We start from the raw sequence: 20,604 nt of genomic DNA on the forward strand, positions 1-20,604 counted from the left end.
CACCTGGAGCAGCGGGAGCGATCGATGCCGAATACCGGTCTTTCATCACCCGCAATCGCCTCAGACAGGTTCGTGATGGCGTGTCGGGAATCTGCGCATTGCACGGTGAATTGCCGGATTGGAAGCATGATTCCAGCATGTTTTCGCATCTTCACAGTCCATCCACGTGTGCCAACATCAGCTGAAGCCGTGGTCATTGCTTCTGCGAAAAGGCCGCTATATTCCAAGCTCCCCGACCAAGCAGGAGTGGAATGTTCATGACCCGACAACATCTCAAGAGCGCCGGCATGCTGGGTGTCGCACTCGTCGCAACGCTCGGCCTTGGCGCCTGCGCGACCTACAAGAACGAGTTCGCCAACATCAACAGCCGCCTCGACCAGCTCGACGCGAAGGTGCAGGGCGCGGCGCAGAGCGCTGAATCTGCAAACCAGTCCGCACAGCGCGCCAACCAGCGCCTGGACCAGATCGAAGGCCGCGTCCAGCAGCTCGAATCCGCACCGCGCCGCGCGGCACGCGGTTGATGGTTCCCGCACCCTTCGCGGTGCGTCCATGAAGCGGAATCCGGTGGCCGTCACCGGCCACCGGATTCCTTGTCGCCAGGCAGTTGCCATACCCATGGAGTCCCCCATACGCATGTACAGACACCCTGCAATCCGTGCCGTCCATGGCGGCGTGCTGGCGATGGCGCTGACATGCGCCGGCAGTGGCGTCGCCCAAGCCCACGAGGATGCAGGTGCGCAACCGGCGGCCGCCGTCGATCAGCTGCCGCAGGGACAGGAAGTGTCCGAGACAGTGATCGAACTGGCCGGCTGGGTGGTCGCCAGCCGCGACACCGAGGGATACCCCTTCGCGATCATGGACAAGGCCGCGGCGCAGATCCTGGTGTTCGGCGGCGATGGCCGCCTGCGTGGCGCGGCGCCTGCACTGTTCGGCTCGGCAGTCGGCGACCACATCGCCCCGGGCATTGCCGGCCTGGCACTCCGCGAGATTCCCGGCCGCGACCGCACGACCCCCGCCGGTCGCTTCGTGGGTGGCTACGGCCCCTCGCTCGATGCCGGGCGCGTGTTGTGGGTGGACTACGATTCGGCGGTGTCGATCCATCCGACCGCAACCGGTGTTCCCGCCGAGCGGCGCCCGGAACGGCTGGCCTCGCCGACGCCGGACGACAACCGCGTCACCCATGGCTGCATCAATGTCTCACCGGAGTTCTACGAGCAGGTCGTGCGCCAGGCGTTCGAGCGAGGCGGCGTTTTCTACATCCTGCCGGACAAGGAATCGCTGGCCAAAACGTTCCCGGAGTTCGCGCACAGCCGCACGGCGGCACAGCGCGGCGGCGGCGGAAAGGACGCGGGACGCGCCAGCCATTGAGGCGCGCCTGGCTTGCCCGGACGGGCGGGCGGCGCCACTGCCGCGCGGTGGGAAGTTGGAGATGCCTCGGCCGCACGCCACGCACACCCTCCACGCACCGGCGCTCTGCACGCCGGCGCCATCAGGCTATGGCTTCGAAGGCCGGGTGATAGCTCACTTCGGCGACCGGTATTTTTCCGCCCAGCGGCAACGCCTGGAAATACTCCGCGGGGACACCGGGCAATACCAGTTGTGGGCATGCCCTGAATCCGAAGCGCGCGTAATAGCGCGGATCGCCCAGCAGCACGCAGCCGGCGGCGTGCCGGGCCTTGAGCCGTTCGATGGCCTCGACCACCAGTGCCGAGCCGATTGCATGGCCTTGCCGGTCCGGACGTACCGAGATCGGGCCCAGCCCGTACCAGCCGCGGTCGCCGGAGGACAAGGCCACCGGCGACAGTGCGACATGGCCGACGAGCGCATCGCCTTCCAGCGCCACCAGTGAAACGCTCAGCTGCCCGGCCTGGCGCAGTGCACCGACGATGAACTGTTCGGTGTGGCTGGCATGCGGCGCGTTGGCGAACGCCGCCTCGGTGACGCGGGCGATGGCGTCCACGTCGCCCGGAGTTTCATCGCGGATGCTCGGATTCATGGGAGGTTCCGGTGAACGAGTCGCCCTGGCCGCCGTTCCGGTTGCGCTGGGCGTTGCAGGCATGCGCGCAGGTACCGTCGGCGAGGGCTTTGTGTTGCGGCAGGGTGCCGTGGAGGTGGCTGCCTGTCCACACCGGGCTGGCGCTCAGCGTGGCGCGGCTGCCGACAATGCCCACGCCGCCGCCAGCCAGGCGACGCCCATCGCCATGAGCCACATGCCGATACCGGCAGCCGAGGATTGGCCTGCGAGCCAGTCCTGCCAGCCGATGCGGAGCAGGGGCGTACGTGCAAGCGCCAGCCCGGCAGCGCTTGCGCCCGCGGACAGCCCCAGCCACAGCGGCCAGCGCAGGCTGCGGCGCGGCGGCAACTGCCGCATCACCCGGTCGCTGAAACCACCGTCCGCAACCGGGCCTTCGAATTCACGGCGCAGGAGCGTGTCCAGGTCGCGCTGTCGTGGATCACTCATGGGTGTGTTTCCTCACTGTCGTCATCGCGCCACGCCGCCAGGCACGCCTTGAGTTTGGCCTTGCCGCGCAGGGCATGGGTCTTGACCGTGCCCAGTGGCATGGCCAGCACATAGGCGGCCTGGTCATGGCTCAGGCCCATCTGCACGCAGTGCAGCAGGACGGCCTGCTCGGCGGCGGACAGGCGACCCATGCAGCGCTGCAGGTCCAGCTGCAGGTCGATGCCATGTGCCGGTGCCGGCAGCAGGTCCAGGCTTTCCGGTTCCGTGCGCTCGCGCTGTGCGGGCTGGCGGCGCGACTGCAGGAAGCAGGTGTAGGCGATGCGGTACAGCCATGTCGAGAACTGCGCATCGCCGCGGAACTGCACCAGCTTGCGCCAGGCCAGGAGAAAGGTCTCCTGGGCCAGGTCGTCGGCCAGGCCGTGGTCGCCATGCAGCAGGCGCCGCAACTGCGCGCGCACCATGCCCTGGTGCCGCCGCACCAGGTGCTCGAATGCCTGCCGGTCGCCGTGCCGGGCGCGTGCGGCCAGGGCCTGGTCGACGCGCGCGGCCGCGGCATCGTCAGCCACGCATGCCGTCCCGGCGGTCCAGGTAGGCACTGGCCAGATACCCCAGGCCGGTGGCCAGGGGCAGCAGGCCGATACCCCACAGCCGGCTGACCGCCAGGCCGCTGTCGAACCCGCCGGGCAGGGCCAGGAACATCGCCATCAGCCCGAGACCGCCACCGACCAGGACCAGCCCGTGGCGTCGCTGGACGTCGGCCGCCGGCGGCTCCAGCAGTTGTGCGCCCAGGTCCACGCCCTTGTCGGCCAGTGCCAGCAGGGCGGTGTAGCGGGCCTGGGCCTGCAGGTAACGGTAGCGCAGCACGATCAGCACGATCAGCACCGGCGCAAGCATGACGACAACGGGAATGAGCAGAAAATCCATGGCTATGGCTCCGTGCAACGTTCGGGAGTGGGGGAAGGACGGGAACGACGGGAACGCGTGGTGCGGGGGTCAGGGCCCGGGTGCGCTGGCGGCGAGCAGGTCCGCGATGCGCTCGGCCAGCATCCAGTTCTGGCTCTCCCCCTGGTTGCTGGTCAATGCCACGGTCGCCCCGGTCTCCCAGACCATGGCCAGGTTGGCGGTGGTGCCCTCGATGCCGCCGGCGTGCCCGCGGATGTGCCGGCCGTGCGACAGCCGCTGGCCGAACCCGGCGGCATAGCCGCCGGGGCCCGCGGGCACCGGATCGGCGAACATCCGTTCCAGGGTGGCCGGCGTGACCAGTTTGCCGGTACGCAGCGCCTGTGCGAACCGCAGCAGATCGGCGTTGCTGGAGTAACCCCCGCCGGCCGGGCCGCCCTTGTAGCCCAGCTTGAGCCAGGCCGCTTTCCAGGTGCTGGAGAAAAGCCCGTCGCGGTAGTAGCCGACCGCCAGCCGCGGCACCACCTGGTCGAGCGTGTCGAAGCCGCTGTCGTGCATCTGCGCAGGGGCGAAGACGTGGCGCTGCAGGTAGTGGTCATAGGGCTCGGCAGAGGCTTTTTCGACGATGCGGCCGAGCAGCATGTAGCCGGCGTTGCTGTAGTTCCATTGCGTACCGGGTTCGGCGACGCGCGGTTGCCGGGCGATCAGGTCCAGGTAGTCGCCCGGATCGACGAAGCGCTGCGAGTCGGCGAAGTACTCCGGTACCAGGAAGTCCCCGAGCCCGGCGGTATGGTGCAGCAGTTGCCACAGGGTGATCCTGCGCGCACTGGCCTGGTCGGGATACTCGGGCAGGTGCTGCGCCAGGGTGTCGTCCCACGACAGCTTGCCGGCCTCCACCAGCTGCGCGATGGCCACGGCGGTGAACATCTTGTTGATCGAGCCGATATGGAAGCGGGTGCGGTGATCGGCCGGAACGCCGAAGTTGCGTTCGGCAAGGCCGCGGCATTCGTCGAACACCACGCTTCCGGCCTGCTGCACGGTCAGGCAGCCGGAGAAGTCCTCGTGCTGCGCGAGGCGGTCGAGCGCGCCCTGCAGCAGGCGGGTCAGCACGGGCCCGGTGGCACCGCCTTGCGCCGGCCAGCCGGCATACAGTTGCGGATCGTCCATCGGCAATGCCATCGCCTCGGACAGCCGTCCCGGGTTGCCGGGATCACCGGTCAACCACAGCAATGCCGGCCGACCGTCGCGGCGCGCCTTGACGGCGACGCCAAGCACGCCGGGATGTCGCTTGTCGGTGCGTACATCGAACACCTCCAGTCCGCCACCGTCGCGCGCGGCGGAGACCAGCCCGGCCACGAACGCGGCCTTGTCCTGGTTGCCGATGGTGTCGGACAGGATGCCCGGCAGCCATTGCTCCAGCTGTGCCGGCGTGGCGCTGTCCACCTGCTGGAGCAGTTGCCGGGCGACGCGGCCCGTGGCGGTGTCCGGCAGCGCCGGGGTGGCATCCGCGGCGGCCAGGGCGGGGCCGGCGAGCGCCAGCAGGGCCGCGGCGCGGCAACCGGCGACGAGTCGGCGGCCGATCGGGCCCGCACGGCGGGAAGGGGGGCGGTGGGTGTGCATGCGTCCTCGCTGTCATGCCGCCATCGGGCGGGTTCATGGCTTGGATGCAGCAAGTGCGCGGTTTGGATTCAGCCGCTTTGCGGATGCGACGGGAAGCGTGGCCGGTGCGCGGCCGGTCCCGGCCCCACGCCCGGACTGCCGGCGGCCTGCCACTGGTGCGCCCCGCCAGCGGAGCGCGCCAGTGGCGGGGGGATCAGCCGAGGATGCCCGGCAGGTCCAGTCCCTTTTCCTTCGCGCAGTCGATGGCGATGTCGTAGCCGGCATCGGCGTGGCGCATGACGCCGGTACCCGGGTCGTTCCACAGTACGCGGGCGATGCGCCGGTCGGCGGCCTCGCTGCCGTCGCAGACGATGACCACGCCTGAGTGCTGGCTGTAGCCCATGCCGACGCCGCCGCCGTGGTGCAGGCTGACCCAGGTGGCGCCGCCGGCGACGTTGAGCATGGCGTTGAGCAGCGGCCAGTCGGATACGGCATCGCTGCCGTCCTTCATCGCCTCGGTCTCGCGGTTGGGCGAGGCGACGCTGCCGCTGTCCAGGTGGTCGCGGCCGATCACCACCGGTGCCTTCAGTTCGCCGTTGCGCACCATTTCGTTGAAGGCCAGGCCGAGCTTGTGGCGCAGGCCCAGGCCGACCCAGCAGATGCGCGCGGGCAGGCCCTGGAAGCTGATGCGCTCGCGCGCCATGTCCAGCCAGCGGTGCAGGTGCGGGTCGTCGGCGATGATTTCCTTGACCTTGGCGTCGGTCCTGTAGATGTCCTCGGGGTCGCCGCTCAGCGCCACCCAGCGGAACGGGCCGACGCCGCGGCAGAACAGCGGGCGCACGTAGGCCGGCACGAAGCCGGGGAAGTCGAAGGCGTTCTTCAGGCCTTCGTCGAAGGCCATCTGGCGGATGTTGTTGCCGTAGTCGACGGTCGGGATACCGGCCGCATGGAACGCCAGCATGGCCTCCACGTGCACGCGCATGGCCGCCTTGGCGGCGTCGCGCACCTTCTCCGGGTTGGCCTTCTGTTCGGCCAGCCACTGTTCCACCGTCCAGCCGATCGGCAGGTAGCCGTGCACCGGGTCGTGGGCGCTGGTCTGGTCGGTGACGCAGTCCGGGCGCACGCCGCGGCGCACCAGCTCCGGCAGGATCTCTGCGGCGTTGCCGAGCAGGGCGATCGACCTGGCTTCACCGGCAGCGGTGTACCTAGCGATGCGCGCCAGCGCGTCGTCGATGTCGTTGGCCTGCTCGTCCACGTAGCGGGTGCGCAGGCGGAAGTCGATGCTGCTCTGGCGGCATTCGATGGTCAGGCTGCTGGCGCCGGCCAGCGACGCTGCCAGCGGCTGCGCGCCGCCCATGCCGCCCAGGCCGGCGGTGAGGATCCACTTGCCGGCCAGGCTGCCGCCGTAATGCTGGCGGCCCATCTCGACGAAGGTTTCGTAGGTGCCCTGCACGATGCCCTGCGAGCCGATGTAGATCCACGAGCCGGCCGTCATCTGCCCGTACATCATCAGGCCCTTTTTATCGAGCTCGTTGAAGTGCTCCCAGTTGGCCCAGTGCGGTACCAGGTTGGAGTTGGCGATCAGCACGCGCGGCGCGTCGGGATGGGTGGGGAACACGCCCACCGGCTTGCCGGACTGCACCAGCAGGGTCTGGTTGTCGTCCAGGCGCTTGAGCGTTTCCAGGATCGTGTCGTAGCTCTCCCAGTCGCGCGCGGCACGGCCGATGCCGCCGTAGACCACCAGCGAGGCGGGGTCCTCGGCCACTTCGGCGTCGAGGTTGTTCTGCAGCATGCGGAACGGCGCCTCGGTCTGCCAGGACTTGCAGTTGAGCGTGTTGCCGCGCGGCGCGCGCGGGCTGCGGGAAGGATCGTGACGGGTCATGCGTTTCTCCGGGTAGCGAATTCCAGACAGGCGCTGAGCACCTGCTGCAGGGTGTTGCGCACGGGCGCTGCGTGTTCGGGGTCGTACGGCGTGGGCCAGCTGTGCTCGTCCACCTCGGCCGGTTCGTGCATGTAGCCGCGGCAGCCCAGCTCCATCTGCAGGGTGTGCACGCCGCCGGCGACGTCGCTGTAGTGGCGGGTGATCCAGCCGCCCTTGAAGCGGCCGTTGCGCACATGGCCCAGGCCACTGAGCGCGCACAGGTTCTCGACCACGTCGGTGAGTGCGTTGTCGCAGGACGTGTCCGGCTCGCCGCCGGGGCCGGCGCTGCCGATGTTGAACTGCGGCAGCTCGCCGTCGAACAGGTGCGGGATGCGCGAGCGGATCGAATGCGCGTCGTAGACCACCACGGTGGGGTGGCGGCGGCGCAGCCGCGCGATCTGCGCGGCCAGCGCGGCGTGGTAGGGCATGAAATAGGCATCGCGGCGGCGCGCGATCTCGGCCGCGTCGGGCGCATGGCCGTCGCGGTACAGCGGCTGGTTGTCGAACGTGGTCAGCGGGCACAGGCCGGTGGTGTTCTGGCCGGGGTACAACGACACCCCAGACGGATCGCGGTTGACGTCGATCACCGAGCGCGAGACCGCGGTGCGCACGGTGGTGGCACCCAGTCCGCGGGCGAACGCATACAGCTCGTGCACCCACCAGTCGGCATCGCGCCGCGCCAGCCATGGCGACACGAAATGCCCGGCCAGCGCGTCGGGCAGCTCGGTGCCGGTGTGCGGGAAGCTGACGATCAGCGGCGCATCGCCTTCGTGGATCTGCAGCCAGTCGGGGAGAGTGTTCATCGGGAAACCTTCGGGTTCGCGTGGATGCATGCGTCCGCCATCGGCACGGGATCGCCAGGCGGCGGGCGAGGGTGGGCAGGGTGCCGTGTGGAAGCAGGCGATGCCGGGCCTCGGTCCTTGTCCCCCCGCCGCAATCGCCGCGGCGGGGAGACGCGGGCTTACGCCTCGACGTGCGGCAGCACCTCGTGCAGGCCGGTGGCCAGCGCGCCGCTGCGTACCAGCGCCGTGGCGGCCACCATGTCCGGGTGGAAGTAACGGTCGTCCTGCAGGGTCGGCACCTGCGCGCGCACGCTGGCGCGCACCCGCTCCAGCGCGTCGCTGGAGCGCAGCGGGGCATGGAAGTCGCAGCCCTGCGCGGCGGCCAGCAGTTCGATGCCGACGACATGGGCGGCGTTGCCGGCCATCGCCAGCAGGCGCCGCGCGCCGTGCGCGGCCATCGACACGTGGTCTTCCTGGTTGGCCGAGGTCGGGATCGAATCGACGCTGGCCGGGTAGGCGCGCTGCTTGTTTTCCGAAACCAGTGCTGCGGCGGTGACCTGCGGGATCATGAAGCCGGAGTTCAGACCCGGCTTCGGGGTCAGGAACGCCGGCAGGCCGCTCAGCGCCGGATCCACCAGCATGGCGGTGCGGCGTTCGCTGATCGAACCGATCTCGCACACCGCCATCGCCAGCATGTCGGCGGCGAAGGCCACCGGCTCGGCATGGAAGTTGCCGCCGCTCAGGGCTTCACCGGTATCGGTGAATACCAGCGGGTTGTCGGACACGCCGTTGGCCTCGATTTCCAGCGTGGTCGCGGCCTGGCGGATCACGTCCAGGGCCGCGCCCATCACCTGCGGCTGGCAGCGCAGGCAGTACGGGTCCTGCACGCGCACGTCGTTGTCACGGTGCGATTCGCGGATGGCCGAGCCGGCCATCAACGCGCGCAGCGCAGCGGCGGTGGCGATCTGCCCGCGCTGGCCACGGATCTGGTGGATGCGCGGGTCGAACGGCGTGTCCGAGCCCTTGGCCGCTTCCACCGACAGCGCCCCGGTGACCAGCGCGGCCTGGAACACGGTCTCGATCTCGAACAGCCCGGCCAGCGCGTAGGCGGTGGAATACTGGGTGCCGTTGAGCAGGGCCAGGCCTTCCTTGGCGCCAAGCACCAGCGGCGCGTGGCCGATCCGCGCAAGCGCCTCGGCGGCCGGCATCCGCACGCCCTCGACGATGGCTTCGCCGACGCCGATCATCACCGCGGCCAGGTGCGACAGCGGCGCCAGGTCGCCGGAGGCGCCGACCGAACCCTGGCACGGCACCACCGGTATGAAATCGTGCTGCAGCAGTGCCTCCAGCAGCGCCAGGGTCTGCGGGCGGATGCCCGAGGCGCCCTGTGCCAGGCTGGTGAGCTTGAGCGCCATCATCAGCCGCACCACGTTGCCGGGCATCGGCTCGCCGACGCCTGCGGCGTGCGACAACACGATGTTGCGCTGCAGGGTTTCCAGGTCCTCGCGCTCGATGCGCACGCTGGCCAGCTTGCCGAAGCCGGTGTTGATGCCATACACCGGCTCGCCCCTGGCGACGATGGCCTCCACCACCTGCGCGCTGCGCAGCACGGCGGCCTGTGCCGCGTCGTCCAGGCGCACCCGGGCGCCGCGGTAGATCTGGCGCCACTGGGCCAACGGAACATGGCCGGGACGAAGCGTGAGGTGCGAATTCATCGGATTACTCCAGGTTCTCAAGGTCAGGTGCGCGGCCGGCCGCGCACGGGTGGTTGCGATGTGCGGGACGGGCCCGCGCTACGTTGTCGGTTCGCCGCGGAACACGCGCGCGTGCAGCGGGTTGAAGCCCATGCGGTAGACCAGGTCGGCCGGTGCGTCGATGTCCCAGATGGCAAGGTCGCAGTCCATGCCTGCGGCAATCCGGCCGACGCGGTCGAAGCGGCCGAGCGCGCGCGCCGCTTCGCGGGTGAAACCGGCGATGCACTCGGCCACGGTCATGCGGAACAGGGTCGCGCCCATGTTCATCGCCAGCAGCGGGCTGGTCAGCGGCGAGGTCCCGGGGTTGCTGTCGGTGGCCAGCGCCAGCGGCACCCCGGCGGCGCGCAGGTTGTGGATCGGTGGCACGGTGGTGTCGCGGGTGAAATAGAACGCGGCCGGCAGCAGCACCGCGACCGTGCCGGCCGCGCGCATCGCCGCGATTCCGGCCTCGTCCAGGTGTTCGATGTGGTCGGCGGACAGCGCGCCATGCCGCGCCGCCAGCTCTGCGCCATGCTGGTTGCTCAGCTGTTCGGCATGGATCTTCACCGCCAGCCCGTGGCGATGCGCGGCCTCGAATACCTGCGCGGCCTGTTCGCGCGAGAAGGCGATGTTCTCGCAGAACACGTCCACCGCCTCGGCCAGGCCTTCGCCGGCAATGGCCGGGATCATGACGTCGCAGACCTCGTCGATGTATTCCTGTGCCTGCCGGCCCGGCGGCACCGCATGCGCGCCGAGGAAGGTGGGCACCACCTCGACCCGGCGCAGCCGTTGCAGCTGCCGGGCCACGCGCAGCTGCTTGCGCTCGTCGTCCAGCGTCAGGCCGTAGCCGGACTTGATTTCCAGCGTGGTCACGCCCTCGGCGAGCATTGCATCCAGCCGCGGCAGGGTCGCCGCGAGCAGCGCGGCGTCGTCGGCATTGCGGGTGGCGCGCACGGTGGCGACGATGCCGCCGCCGGCGCGGGCGATGTCGGCGTAACTGACGCCCTGCAGGCGTTGTTCGAATTCGTTCGCGCGGTTGCCGGCGTAGACCAGGTGGGTGTGGCAGTCGACCAGCCCGGGGCTGATCCAGCGGCCGTCGCAGTCGATGCGCCGGACGGCGTCGAAGGCCGGTGCGGTCGCTGCCGGACCGGCATGCACGATGCGCCCGTCGCGGGCGGCGACAACGCCGTCGCGGACGATGCCCAGGCCGCCCGTGGCATCGTCGAGGGTCATCAGGTGGGCGTTGTGCCAGACCGTATCGCAGTGCATGTGCACCCTTCCGCGTTTATTTGTATATACAATAATCACCACCCACGCAGAGTGTCCAGTGATGGCGAACGAAGTTTCCAGCCCGAACCGTTTCCATGCCGCCCAGGCGTTGCTGCCGCAGGGCTGGGCGGACGATGTGCGCATCGATTGCCTGCACGGCCGCATCGTGTCGGTGGCGGCCGGGGCACCGGCCACGCCCGACGCGCAGCCGCTGGGCGTGGTGGTGCCCGGGCTGGGCAATCTGCACAGCCATGCCTTCCAGCGCGCCATGGCCGGCCTGACCGAGGTCGGCGGGCGGTCGGGTGACAGCTTCTGGAGCTGGCGCGAGCTGATGTACCGCTTCCTGGACCGGCTCGGTCCGGCCGAGTGCCAGGCGGTGGCGGAACAGGCCTACATGGAAATGCTGGAATCGGGGTTCACCCGGGTCGGCGAATTCCACTACCTGCACCATGCGCCCGATGGCCAGCGCTACGCCGGGCACGCGGAGATGGCCGCGCGCATTGCCGCTGCCGCATCCGCCACCGGGCTGGGCCTGACCCTGTTGCCGGTGTTCTACGCGCACAGCGATTTCGGCGGCGCCGCGCCGCTGCCGGCGCAGCGGCGGTTCCTGCACGATATCGACGGCTTCGCCGCGCTGCTGGACGGCTGCCGGCAGGCGCTGCGCGAGGTGCCGGGTGCGGTGCTGGGGCTGGCACCGCACAGCCTGCGCGCGTGCACGCCGCAGGAACTGCAGGCGCTGGTGGAACTGGCGCCGGGCCCGATCCATATCCATATCGCCGAGCAGGTGCGCGAGGTCGAGGCCTGCCTGGCCTGGAGCGGCCAGCGTCCGGTGCACTGGCTGCTGGAGCATGCGCCGGTGGACACCCGCTGGTGCCTGGTCCACGCCACCCACCTGGACCAGGACGAGGTACGTGGCATCGCCGCCACCGGCGCGGTCGCCGGGCTGTGCCCGGTCACCGAGGCCAACCTCGGCGACGGCCTGTTCTCGATGCGCGATTTCGTACACCACGGCGGGCGTTTCGGCGTCGGCTCGGACTCCAATGTGCTGATCGACGCGGCCGAGGAACTGCGCCTGCTCGAGTACGGCCAGCGGCTGGCGCTGCGCGGGCGCAACGTGGTTTCGCCGGGTGCGCTGTCCAGCGGCCGCTGGTTGTACCAGCAGGCCCACGCGGGTGCCGCGCAGGCGCTGGGCGTTGCAGCCGGCCTGGCCGTCGGTGCGCCGGCGGACCTGGTCGAACTGGACGCCGGGCATCCGTCGCTGCATGGCCGCAGCGGCGACGCGCTGCTGGACAGCTGGGTGTTCGCCGCGCGCGGGGGCGCGGTGCGTTCGGTGTGGCGCGACGGCCGGCAGTGGGTGCGCGACGGCCGCCACGTGCACCGCGACGGGATCGCCGCGCGCTATCGGACGGCGTTGCAGCGGATACTGGGCTGACTCCAGGCAGGAATCACGCGTGAAGAACAGGAAGGTGCCGAGCCTCAACCAGCGTATCCGCGGCGATATCGAAGGCCGCATCCTCAGTGGCGAGTGGGCGCCGGGTTTCCGCATTCCCTACGAGCACGAACTGATGGCGCAGTACGGCTGTTCGCGGATGACGGTGAACAAGGTGCTCACCGCACTGGCCGAGAGTGGCATGATCGAGCGCCGCCGCCGCGCCGGCTCCTTCGTCGCGCGGCAGCCGCCGCACCTGGAGCAGGTGGCGCTGGAGATTCCCGACATCGCGCTGGCGGTGAACGAGCGTGGCCACCGCTACGGCTTCAGGTTGCTGGAGCGGCAACTGCGCCGTGCCGACGCGGCGGCGCCGGAGGAACTGCGGCTGGTCGGCGAGGGCGAGCTGCTGGCGATGCGCTGCCTGCACCTGGCCGACGACCGCCCGCTGGCACTGGAGCGGCGCCTGATCAACCCCGAGGCCGTGCCGGAGACGCTGGCGGTGGATTTCTCCACCCACGCGCCCGGCAGCTGGCTGCTGCAGAACGTGTCGTGGACGCGTGGCCAGCACCGCATCAGCGCGGTGGCGGCGACCGCCGCCGAGGCCGCACTGCTGGAGGTGCCGGTGGGCACCGCGTGCCTGGTGATCGACCGCCAGACCTGGCGCGGCGAGATGCCCATCACCTGGGTACGGCAGAAATTCCTGGGCGATGCCTACGACCTGGTGGCGCGTTTCGCCCCGGGTAACAAGCTCTAGGAGCCAGCGCCGCGGACGTGGTCAGAACGTGCGGCACTGGCGCCAGCGCACCGGCTCGCCGGTACCCGGGCGCGGGTTGAGCTGGACCCGCACGGTGCGCAGCGCCGGGTAATGCTCGACTTCACGGCAGATCAGCGGCCACACCGTGGCGTCGTCGGCACTGCGCTCGACCGACAGTGTGGAGCGGGTCAGCCAGATGCCGCTGATGACCCCGGGCGTGGCGGCCAGCTTCTTGGAAACCGCCTGCTGGTAGCGCAGCAGGGTGTCCGGGTCGGGATCTTCCTGCAGGTCGCCGGTGGCGGCCTTGTCGATGCGGGCGGCGGCCGCAGTGGTCGCAGTGGCAGGTGCGGCGGGAGCGGGGGAGGAAGCGGTCTGCGCGGCAGTGGTCCCGGCCTTCGCTGCTGCCTGTGCGGGAGCCGGGGCGGGTGCGGTGGGCGCCGGGCGCGGGGCGGGCGCCGGTGGTGCGGCCGCCGCCGTGACCGAGGCATCCGGGGCGCGCCTGTTCAGGTTCTCGTCGACCTGCAGGGTCATATAGCCCAGGCCGGCCAGCAGGCCCACCGCCAGCGCGCCGAGGGCGGCGATGCCGGTCTGCCGCACGGCCTCGCGGCGGGCAATGCCTTCCACCATCGTGCGCATGTCCGCCGGAACACAGGGGGCGAGCACCTGCCACAGTACGCGCCCGTCCAGCACTTCGATGGATTCCTTCTCGGCCGCGGCCAAGCCGTCGCGCTCGACCCGACCCTCGGTGATGAGGATGCCACTGGCCGCACCGGTCAGGTGCAGGGCGGCGCCCAGTTCGCTGATCGCCGGTGCGCCGATGCGGTAGGCGCGGCCGTGCTTGCACGACAGCAACCAGCGCTGGCCGTCGCGTTCCATCAGGAAATCGCTGCTGGTGCCGCGGTCGCTGCTGTCCTCGCCGGACAGATCGCGCAGGCCGCGCTGCTCCCCCATGGCGCGCCGCACGATCTGCGAGAACTCGCGCCAGCGCATCCCCGCCAGCGCGGCCAGGCCATGCTGGGTTTCGGTCTTCCGGCGCTTGACCATCCACAGCCAGGCGGAGGTCACGCCCCAGACGAACAGTGCCAGCAGCAGGGCCAGGATCCAGGAAAACATCGTCGCGTCCGGTGAACGAATGTGAGTGGAGGCGCGCAGTTTATAGCGCTTCGTGCGAAGCCGATGCGACGCCGGCAGCCCCTGTTCAGCGGGTGCCGACCGGCCAGTAATGGCTGTCCGGAACCGCGCGCGCGCCGAAGATGGCCTGGCCGACGCGCACCACGGTGGCGCCTTCCTCGATGGCGATCTCGAAATCGCCGGACATGCCCATCGACAGCTCGTCCAGGCCGATGCCGTCCGGCGCCTGCTGGCGCAGGCGGTCGCGCAGCTCGCGCAGGCGCACGAAGCAGGCGCGCACCCGCGCGGCATCGTCGGAGAACAGCGCCAGGGTCATCAGCCCGCGCACCCGCAGGCACGGGAACCGCGGCAGTCCGGCGATGAAGCCGGGCACGTCGGCCGGCGGCAGGCCGTACTTGCTGTCCTCGCCGGAGGTGTTGACCTGCACGAACACGTCCAGCTGGCGGCCTTCCAGCTGCAGGCGGCGGTCCAGGGTCTCGGCCAGGCGCAGGCTGTCCAGCGCCTGGAACTCGCTGGCGAAGCGTGCCACCAGCTTGGCCTTGTTGGTCTGCAGGTGGCCGATCACCGACCAGTGCAGGTCGGCCAGGTCCTGCATCGCCTCCCACTTGTGGTGCGCTTCCTGCACCTTGTTCTCGCCCAGGAAGCGGCAACCGGCGGCATAGGCCTGGCGGATGCGGGCCTCGTCGATGGTCTTGCTCACCGGCAGCAGGCGTACCCCGGCCGGGTCGCGGCCGGCACGCTGGCAGGCCGCGGCGATGCGCGCCTGCACCACCGCCAGGTTGTGGCGGAAATCGTCGGCGGTCTCGGCACGGGGATAGCGACCATGCTGGTCGTGGAGGGTGGGGGTGTCGGTCATGGGGTGTTCCTGGGGCAACGACAGTGCTGGCGCATTATCGGCCTTCCGGATGGTGCGTGGCGCGCGGCCTCCCGCTGGCTGCCGCCGCTGCCGCGACAGCCCAGCGGCCGGGATCAGTGCCGGGGCGACGGTGCGTATGCGCGCTCGCCCAGCCATTGCTCGAGGGCGCCGGGGGAAAGCGCCGGCGAGAACAGGTAGCCCTGCAGTGCCGGTGAACCATTGTCGATCAGGAACCGGCGCTGGGCGTCGGTTTCCACGCCTTCGGCGACCACGTGCTTGCCCAGGCTCTCGCCGATGCGCAGCACCGACAGGATCAGTGCGCTGGCCGCGGGGTCGTGTCCGATCTCGCTGATGAAACTGCGGTCGAGCTTCATCTCGCTGATCGGCAGGCGGTGCAGGTGGCTGAGGCTGGAATAGCCGGTGCCGAAGTCGTCCAGCGACAGGCGCACGCCCAGCGCATGCAGCGCGTGCAGGTTGGCCGATACCTGCGGTTGTGCGGAGAGCATGACGCTCTCGGTGATCTCCAGCACCAGCGACCCGGGCGACAGGCCATGGCGCTCTAGCAGCTGGCGCACCTGCTCGACCAGCGAGGGCAGTTCGGAGGCGCTGGCCGACAGGTTGACCGCGACCCGCGGGATCGCCAGGCCGCGCCGGCGCCAGTCGGCGTGCTGGCGGCAGGCCTCTTCCATCACCCAGTGGCTGAGCTCGGCCATCAGCCCGCATTCCTCGGCCAGCGGTACGAAACGGTTGGGCGGAATGTCGCCCAGATGGGGGTGGCGCCAGCGCAGCAGCGCTTCCACGCCGTACAGGCCGCGGCCGTCACCGCGCACCTGCGGCTGGTAGTGCAGGCGCAGCCCGCCCTGGCGCAGCGAGTCGCGCAGGGTGGCTTCCAGCAGCAGCCGCTCCTGCGCCAGTTGGTTCATGTCCGCGCTGAAGAAACGGAAGCGGCCGCCACCCTCGTCCTTGGCCCGGCGCATGGCCAGGTCGGCGTGGCGCAGCAGGGTCTCCATGGCGCGGCCGTCCTCCGGGAACATCGCCACGCCGATGCTGGCGCTGGCGTGCAGGGTCATGCTGCCGACCACGGTGGGCGTGGCGATCATCGCCAGCAGCTGCTCGCACAGCGCCGCGGCCTGGTGCTGCGCACAGCACGGCACCAGCACGGTGAATTCGTCGGCGACCTGGCGGGCGACCACCGACTCGGGGCCGACGATGTCGTGCAGGCGCCGCGCCAGGTCGCGCAGCAGGCCGTCGGCGGCGGCATGGCCCTGGCTTTCGTTGATGCGCTTGAAGCGGTCCAGGGTCACGAACAGCAGCGCCATCGGCGTCCCCTGCTGTTCGGCCTGGATCAGCGGCTGTTCGCTGAGCGCGTTGAACATCAGGCGGTTGGGCAGCCCGGTGAGCACGTCGTAGAACGCCAGGCGGTGCATGCGCGAGCGGGCCTGTTCGCGTTCCAGCGCCAGCGCGCACAGGTGCAGGCACAGGTCGGCCAGGCGGCGGTGCCAGGCGGTGGGCGGGCCAGGGCGGTGGCAGTGGAAGGCCAGCGTGCCCAGGACCTGGCCGGCGGTGGAGCGGATCGGGTTGGACCAGCAGGCGCGCAGGCCCAGCGCCAGCAGCGCGTCGCGCTGGCTGTCGAACAGCGGGGCGCTGGCGATGTCCTCGATGACCACCGCGCGGCCGCGGCGCAGCGCCTGCATGCAGGCCGGATGCTCCCAGCCGGAGGCGCCGGCCGCCATCAGCGGCGCGGGTGCGGCGAGGGTACACAGCTGCCCGTCGGCCTCGCCGCGGGTCACCACCACGCGCAGGTCGGGGGCGACCCGCTCGACCTCCTGGCACATCAGCGCCATGGTCGTCGCCAGCGGTTCCTCGCGCACCAGCGCGTCCAGCACCTTGCCGTTGAGGACCTCGTGGGTCTTGGCCTCGGTGATGTCGGTGAAAACGTTGACCAGGCTGCCGCTGGCGTCGGCCAGCGGCGTGGCGACCACCGACAGCCACAGCGGGCTGCCGTCCTTGCAGTAGCCGAGCAGGTGCTCGCGGTGGGCGCGACCGGCTCGGTGCTGCTCGCCCAGCCGGTCCAGCGTCGCCACGTCGGTATGCGGACCGCGGATCAGCTCGCGCGGCTGCTTGCCCAGGGCTTCTTCCGGCGCATAGCCGAGCATGCGCACGAACCCGGCGTTGACGTAGCGGATGCGCGACTGGTCGTCGCACAGGAAGATCGCGTTGTCGCTGCTGTCCAGCGCCTGCGACAGCAGGTGGATGTGCGCCTGTTCGTACATGCGCGCATCGGCCGGGCGCAGCACCGCCATGCCGCGCAGGCAGCCTTCGCCGGCGCACAGCCACAGGTCGCCGGGGCGGCCCGGGCGCGCCTGCGCCGCCAGCAACAGCGGCGCAGGCGGGTATTGGAGCCAGCGCTCGCGCTCCTCGGGCGTGAGCAGTTCAGGCAGCGCGAGCGGGGCCGCGCTCGCGCCGATGCCGAGCAGTTCGCAGGCCTTGCCATTGCCGAATACCACGCGTGCGTCGCGGTCGAGCAGCACGATGCCGTCCGGCGCATTCTGCAGGCATTGCCGCAGCGCCGTTTCGGCGGACGTGCCGGGCGGATCGGGGGGCGCTGCCTGTGGCCCGGGCGGGTCGGCGGGCGACATGCCTTATCCCTGTTGCGCCCAGGCCAGCAGGCGCGCGGCGACCTGTTCCAGCGGCACCACCTCGTCGGCGGCGCCGAGCTTGAACGCCGCGCCGGGCATGCCCCAGACCACGCTGGTCGCCTCGTCCTGCACCAGGGTGCGGGCGCCGGCCTGCTTCATTTCCAGCAGTCCGCGTGCGCCGTCGTCGCCCATGCCGGTGAGGATGGCGCCGATGGCATTGGCGCCGGCATTCTGCGCGACCGAACGGAACAGCACGTCCACGGCCGGCTTGTGCAGGTTGACCGGTGGGCCGTCATCGATGCGGCAGCGCCAGCGCGCACCGTCACGGATGATGCGCAGGTGGCGTCCGCCCGCGGGCAGGTAGGCATGCCCGGGCAGGATCGCCTCGCCGTCGCTGGCCTCGCGCACCGACATCGCCGAATGGCGGTCCAGGCGCTCGGCGAAGGCCGTGCTGAAACTGGCCGGCAGGTGCTGGGTGAGGACGATGGCGGGGGCGTCGGCGGGCATCATTTCCAGCACCACGCGCAGCGCTTCGGTGCCGCCTGCCGAGGCACCGATGGCGATCAGGCGGTCGGTGGTGCGGAACTTCAGCGACGAGGCGCCGGCCGCGGCCGGGGCGATCGTGTCCAGGGTGCGCTTGGCCTGCGCCGGCACCGCCAGCGCCCGCACCCGCGAGCGGGCGGCCATCTTGACCTTGGCGCAGATCTCGGCGGCGTAGCTTTCCAGCCCGCGGGCCACGTCGAGCTTGGGTTTGGCGACGAAATCCACCGCGCCCAATGCCAGCGCCTGCAGCGTGGTGTCGGCGCCGCGCTCGGTCAGCGACGAGACCATCACCACCGGCAGCGGATGCAGGCGCATGAGGTTTTCGAGGAAGGCCAGCCCGTCCATGCGCGGCATTTCCACGTCCAGGGTCAGCACGTCCGGGTTCAGGCGCTTGATCTTCTCGCGCGCGATGATCGGGTCGGAGGCGGTGCCGACGACTTCGATGCCGGGGTCGCGGGCCAGCAGATCGGACAGGATCTGCCGGACCAGCGCCGAGTCGTCCACCACCAGGACCCGGCAGGGGGCTTGAAGGCTCATTCGAACAGCTCCACGCCACCGGTGACCGGGGCTTTGGCCAGGCGGGCGCGCACGGCCGATTCGGCGGCGGCGACTTCGGCTTCGTGGGCGTGCGGCAGGCGCTGCACCACCACCCGGCCGGTCTGCGGGAAGAACCATACCTTGCGCGGATGGATGCCGAGCAGGTCCTCGGCGATCACCGGGATGTGCTCGGCGCGCAGGTACTGGCGCACGAACTCGGCATTGCGGGTGCCGACCGGGTTGCTGGTGAAGCCCTTGAGCACGTTGGCGCCGCCGAACACCTTGGCTTCCAGGCGCTTGCGGTGGGCGCCGCGCTTGAGCAGGTCGTTGATCAGCAGCTCCATCGCGTAGCTTCCATAGCGCGCCGGGGCGCCGTCGCCGACGTTGCCGTCGGGCAGCAGGAAGTGGTTCATGCCGCCGATCTTGAGCACCGGGTCGCGGATGCAGGCGGCCACGCACGAGCCCAGGGTGGTGGTCAGCGCAGTGTCGTCGTCCACCACCAGGTACTGGGTGGGCAACAGCTTGGCGGCGATTGTCTGGAAACGCGTGTCGCGGTAGCGCATCACGTCGTCGGCGTGGGCGGGCATACTCATGCGCCGGCCCCGCGCACGCGGCGGTACAGGGTGCGGCCGCATGGCTGGATCAGGTCCGCCGCGTGCAGGTAGTTCTCGGAATGGCCGGTGTAGAGCAGGCCGTCGTCGCCCATGTGCTGCACCAGCCGCGACAGGATGGCGCGCTGGGTCGGCTTGTCGAAGTAGATCATCACGTTGCGGCAGAACAGGGCGTCGTAGGGCCCGCCGACGTCGTAGCGCGGGGCCAGCAGGTTGAGCTGGCGGAACTCGATCAGCTTGCGCAGCGCCGGCACTACCCGGCACTTGCCTTCATTGGGGCCGGTGCCGCGCTGGAAGTAGCGGCGCTTGAGCGCCGGGTCGAGGCCGGCGATGCGCTCGAGCGGATACATGCCCTGGGCGCCGGTGGCCAGCACCTGGGTATCGACGTCGGTGGCCAGTATGTGCACCGGCGGGGTGAGGCTGCCGAATGCCTCGCAGGCGGTGATCGCCAGCGAATACGGCTCCTCGCCGGTGGACGCCGCGCATGACCATATCTGCAGCGGCGCGCGGTGGGCGCGTGCCAGCAGCTCCTCGCGCAGCTTTTCGAAATGATGCGGTTCGCGGAAGAAGGAGGTCAGATTGGTGGTCAGGGCGTTGGTGAATGCCTGCCACTCGTCGCCGCCGTCGCGCTCGAGCTGGTCCAGGTAGTCCTGGAACGAATGCAGGCCCAGCGCGCGCAGCCGGCGCGACAGGCGCCCGTACACCATGTCGCGCTTGGCTGGCGCCAGGGCGATGCCGGCGCGCTGGTGGATCAGTTCGCAGACACGGCGGAAGTCGCGGTCGTTGAACTCGAAATCACGGGAGGCGGGAGCGGGCAGGGACACCGTGGCACCTCAGCTGGCCAGTGCCAGGTCGCGGGGCGTGTGGGACGACGCCTGCAGGCGGAAGGCCGAGACCGCGTCGCTCAACTGCTGCGCCTGCTCTTCCATGGCCCGCGCGGCGGCGGTGGCTTCCTCCACCAGGGCGGCGTTCTGCTGGGTGGTCTCGTCCATCTGGGTAACGGTCTGGTTGACCTGCTCGATGCCGGCGCTTTGTTCCTGCGAGGCGGCGGAGATCTCGGCCATGATGTCGGTCACCCGCTGCACCGAGGTCACGATCTCGCCCATGGTGCTGCCGGCCTGGTGGACCAGCGCCGAGCCTTCGGCGACCTTGCCGACCGAGTTCTCGATCAGTTCCTTGATCTCCTTGGCGGCACCGGCCGAGCGCTGCGCCAGGGTGCGCACTTCCGAGGCGACCACGGCGAAGCCGCGGCCCTGTTCACCGGCCCGGGCGGCTTCCACCGCGGCGTTGAGCGCCAGGATGTTGGTCTGGAAGGCGATGCCGTCGATGACGCTGATGATGTCGGCTATCTTCTTCGACGAGTGCCAGAGGTCGGTCAGGGTGAGGACCTCCTGGCAGACACACTGTCAACACTGCGAGGAACACATGGCCGCGCCCTC

Annotated in this window: 19 protein-coding genes and 1 pseudogene; 4 read left to right on the forward strand and 16 right to left on the reverse strand. The window is 70.3% G+C overall.

Features of this window, described 5'->3' with window-relative positions:
- Positions 1-251: 251 nt before the first annotated feature.
- Together ABB33_RS04835 and ABB33_RS04840 are read left to right on the forward strand one after the other, a co-directional pair.
- Entirely contained in the window at positions 252-521 is a 270-nt protein-coding gene (locus ABB33_RS04835) for a hypothetical protein (protein ID WP_054665946.1), read from the forward strand.
- A gap of 160 nt (positions 522-681) precedes the next feature.
- Positions 682-1,368, forward strand: coding sequence for a L,D-transpeptidase (locus ABB33_RS04840; RefSeq protein WP_054668684.1), 687 nt, complete (start codon positions 682-684; stop codon positions 1,366-1,368).
- Between the two features lie 121 nt (positions 1,369-1,489).
- Here the strand turns inward: ABB33_RS04840 and ABB33_RS04845 are convergent, their stop codons facing one another.
- From ABB33_RS04845 to hutI, 9 genes are all read right to left on the reverse strand, one after another.
- Positions 1,490-1,996, reverse strand: a complete 507-nt coding sequence (locus ABB33_RS04845; protein WP_056931357.1) for a GNAT family N-acetyltransferase — start codon at positions 1,994-1,996, stop codon at positions 1,490-1,492.
- A 144-nt stretch (positions 1,997-2,140) separates the two neighbouring features.
- Complete coding sequence (locus ABB33_RS04850) at positions 2,141-2,461, reverse strand: hypothetical protein (protein ID WP_054665941.1); 321 nt, start codon at positions 2,459-2,461, stop codon at positions 2,141-2,143.
- Positions 2,458-3,027, reverse strand: coding sequence for an RNA polymerase sigma factor (locus ABB33_RS04855; protein WP_056931358.1), 570 nt, complete (start codon positions 3,025-3,027; stop codon positions 2,458-2,460). The genes ABB33_RS04850 and ABB33_RS04855 overlap by 4 nt, the downstream gene beginning before the upstream one ends.
- Entirely contained in the window at positions 3,020-3,385 is a 366-nt protein-coding gene (locus ABB33_RS04860) for a DUF6249 domain-containing protein (RefSeq protein WP_054665936.1), read from the reverse strand. The genes ABB33_RS04855 and ABB33_RS04860 overlap by 8 nt, the downstream gene beginning before the upstream one ends.
- Positions 3,386-3,454: 69 nt before the next feature.
- Positions 3,455-4,981: a serine hydrolase domain-containing protein gene (locus ABB33_RS04865; RefSeq protein WP_082594988.1), complete on the reverse strand. Its 1,527-nt coding sequence runs from the start codon at positions 4,979-4,981 to the stop codon at positions 3,455-3,457.
- Positions 4,982-5,174: 193 nt separating this feature from the next.
- Positions 5,175-6,842, reverse strand: a complete 1,668-nt coding sequence (gene hutU, locus ABB33_RS04870) for a urocanate hydratase (RefSeq protein ID WP_054665933.1) — start codon at positions 6,840-6,842, stop codon at positions 5,175-5,177.
- Positions 6,839-7,684, reverse strand: a complete 846-nt coding sequence (hutG, locus tag ABB33_RS04875; protein WP_056931367.1) for an N-formylglutamate deformylase — start codon at positions 7,682-7,684, stop codon at positions 6,839-6,841. Before hutG ends, hutU begins: the two co-directional genes overlap by 4 nt.
- A gap of 158 nt (positions 7,685-7,842) precedes the next feature.
- On the reverse strand, positions 7,843-9,378 hold the full coding sequence (gene hutH / locus ABB33_RS04880) for a histidine ammonia-lyase (protein WP_056931359.1): 1,536 nt from the start codon (positions 9,376-9,378) through the stop codon (positions 7,843-7,845).
- A 78-nt stretch (positions 9,379-9,456) separates the two neighbouring features.
- Positions 9,457-10,665 carry an imidazolonepropionase gene (gene hutI, locus ABB33_RS04885; protein ID WP_056931360.1) on the reverse strand — a complete coding sequence of 403 codons (1,209 nt, stop codon included), beginning with the start codon at positions 10,663-10,665 and terminating at the stop codon, positions 9,457-9,459.
- Positions 10,666-10,726: 61 nt separating this feature from the next.
- On the opposite strand from hutI, the gene ABB33_RS04890 reads away from it, so the two are divergent.
- Both ABB33_RS04890 and hutC read left to right on the forward strand, forming a co-directional pair.
- Entirely contained in the window at positions 10,727-12,097 is a 1,371-nt protein-coding gene (locus tag ABB33_RS04890) for a formimidoylglutamate deiminase (RefSeq protein WP_056931361.1), read from the forward strand.
- Positions 12,098-12,116: 19 nt separating this feature from the next.
- Positions 12,117-12,848 carry a histidine utilization transcriptional repressor HutC gene (gene hutC / locus ABB33_RS04895; RefSeq protein ID WP_054665923.1) on the forward strand — a complete coding sequence of 244 codons (732 nt, stop codon included), beginning with the start codon at positions 12,117-12,119 and terminating at the stop codon, positions 12,846-12,848.
- Between the two features lie 21 nt (positions 12,849-12,869).
- Here the strand turns inward: hutC and ABB33_RS04900 are convergent, their stop codons facing one another.
- The 7 genes and pseudogenes from ABB33_RS04900 to ABB33_RS04930 form a co-directional block, all read right to left on the reverse strand.
- Positions 12,870-13,961: a restriction endonuclease gene (locus ABB33_RS04900; protein WP_056931362.1), complete on the reverse strand. Its 1,092-nt coding sequence runs from the start codon at positions 13,959-13,961 to the stop codon at positions 12,870-12,872.
- Positions 13,962-14,046: 85 nt separating this feature from the next.
- Positions 14,047-14,835 (reverse strand): YggS family pyridoxal phosphate-dependent enzyme, encoded by a 789-nt coding sequence (locus ABB33_RS04905; protein WP_056931363.1) that lies wholly within the window; start codon positions 14,833-14,835, stop codon positions 14,047-14,049.
- A 113-nt stretch (positions 14,836-14,948) separates the two neighbouring features.
- The gene (locus ABB33_RS04910; RefSeq protein ID WP_082594989.1) at positions 14,949-17,474 is read right to left on the reverse strand and encodes a sensor domain-containing protein; all 2,526 of its coding nucleotides are present in this window, start codon (positions 17,472-17,474) and stop codon (positions 14,949-14,951) included.
- Between the two features lie 3 nt (positions 17,475-17,477).
- Positions 17,478-18,554: a protein-glutamate methylesterase/protein-glutamine glutaminase gene (locus ABB33_RS04915; protein WP_054665915.1), complete on the reverse strand. Its 1,077-nt coding sequence runs from the start codon at positions 18,552-18,554 to the stop codon at positions 17,478-17,480.
- Complete coding sequence (gene cheD / locus ABB33_RS04920) at positions 18,551-19,147, reverse strand: chemoreceptor glutamine deamidase CheD (protein ID WP_056931369.1); 597 nt, start codon at positions 19,145-19,147, stop codon at positions 18,551-18,553. Before cheD ends, ABB33_RS04915 begins: the two co-directional genes overlap by 4 nt.
- Positions 19,144-19,989, reverse strand: a complete 846-nt coding sequence (locus ABB33_RS04925) for a CheR family methyltransferase (protein ID WP_054665912.1) — start codon at positions 19,987-19,989, stop codon at positions 19,144-19,146. The genes cheD and ABB33_RS04925 overlap by 4 nt, the downstream gene beginning before the upstream one ends.
- 42 nt (positions 19,990-20,031) lie before the next feature.
- Positions 20,032-20,529 (reverse strand): annotated as a pseudogene (locus tag ABB33_RS04930) (methyl-accepting chemotaxis protein); the annotation flags it as partial.
- Positions 20,530-20,604: the final 75 nt, after the last annotated feature.

The sequence above is a fragment of the Stenotrophomonas acidaminiphila genome, from assembly GCF_001431595.1.
GTDB classification, from domain to species: domain Bacteria; phylum Pseudomonadota; class Gammaproteobacteria; order Xanthomonadales; family Xanthomonadaceae; genus Stenotrophomonas; species Stenotrophomonas acidaminiphila.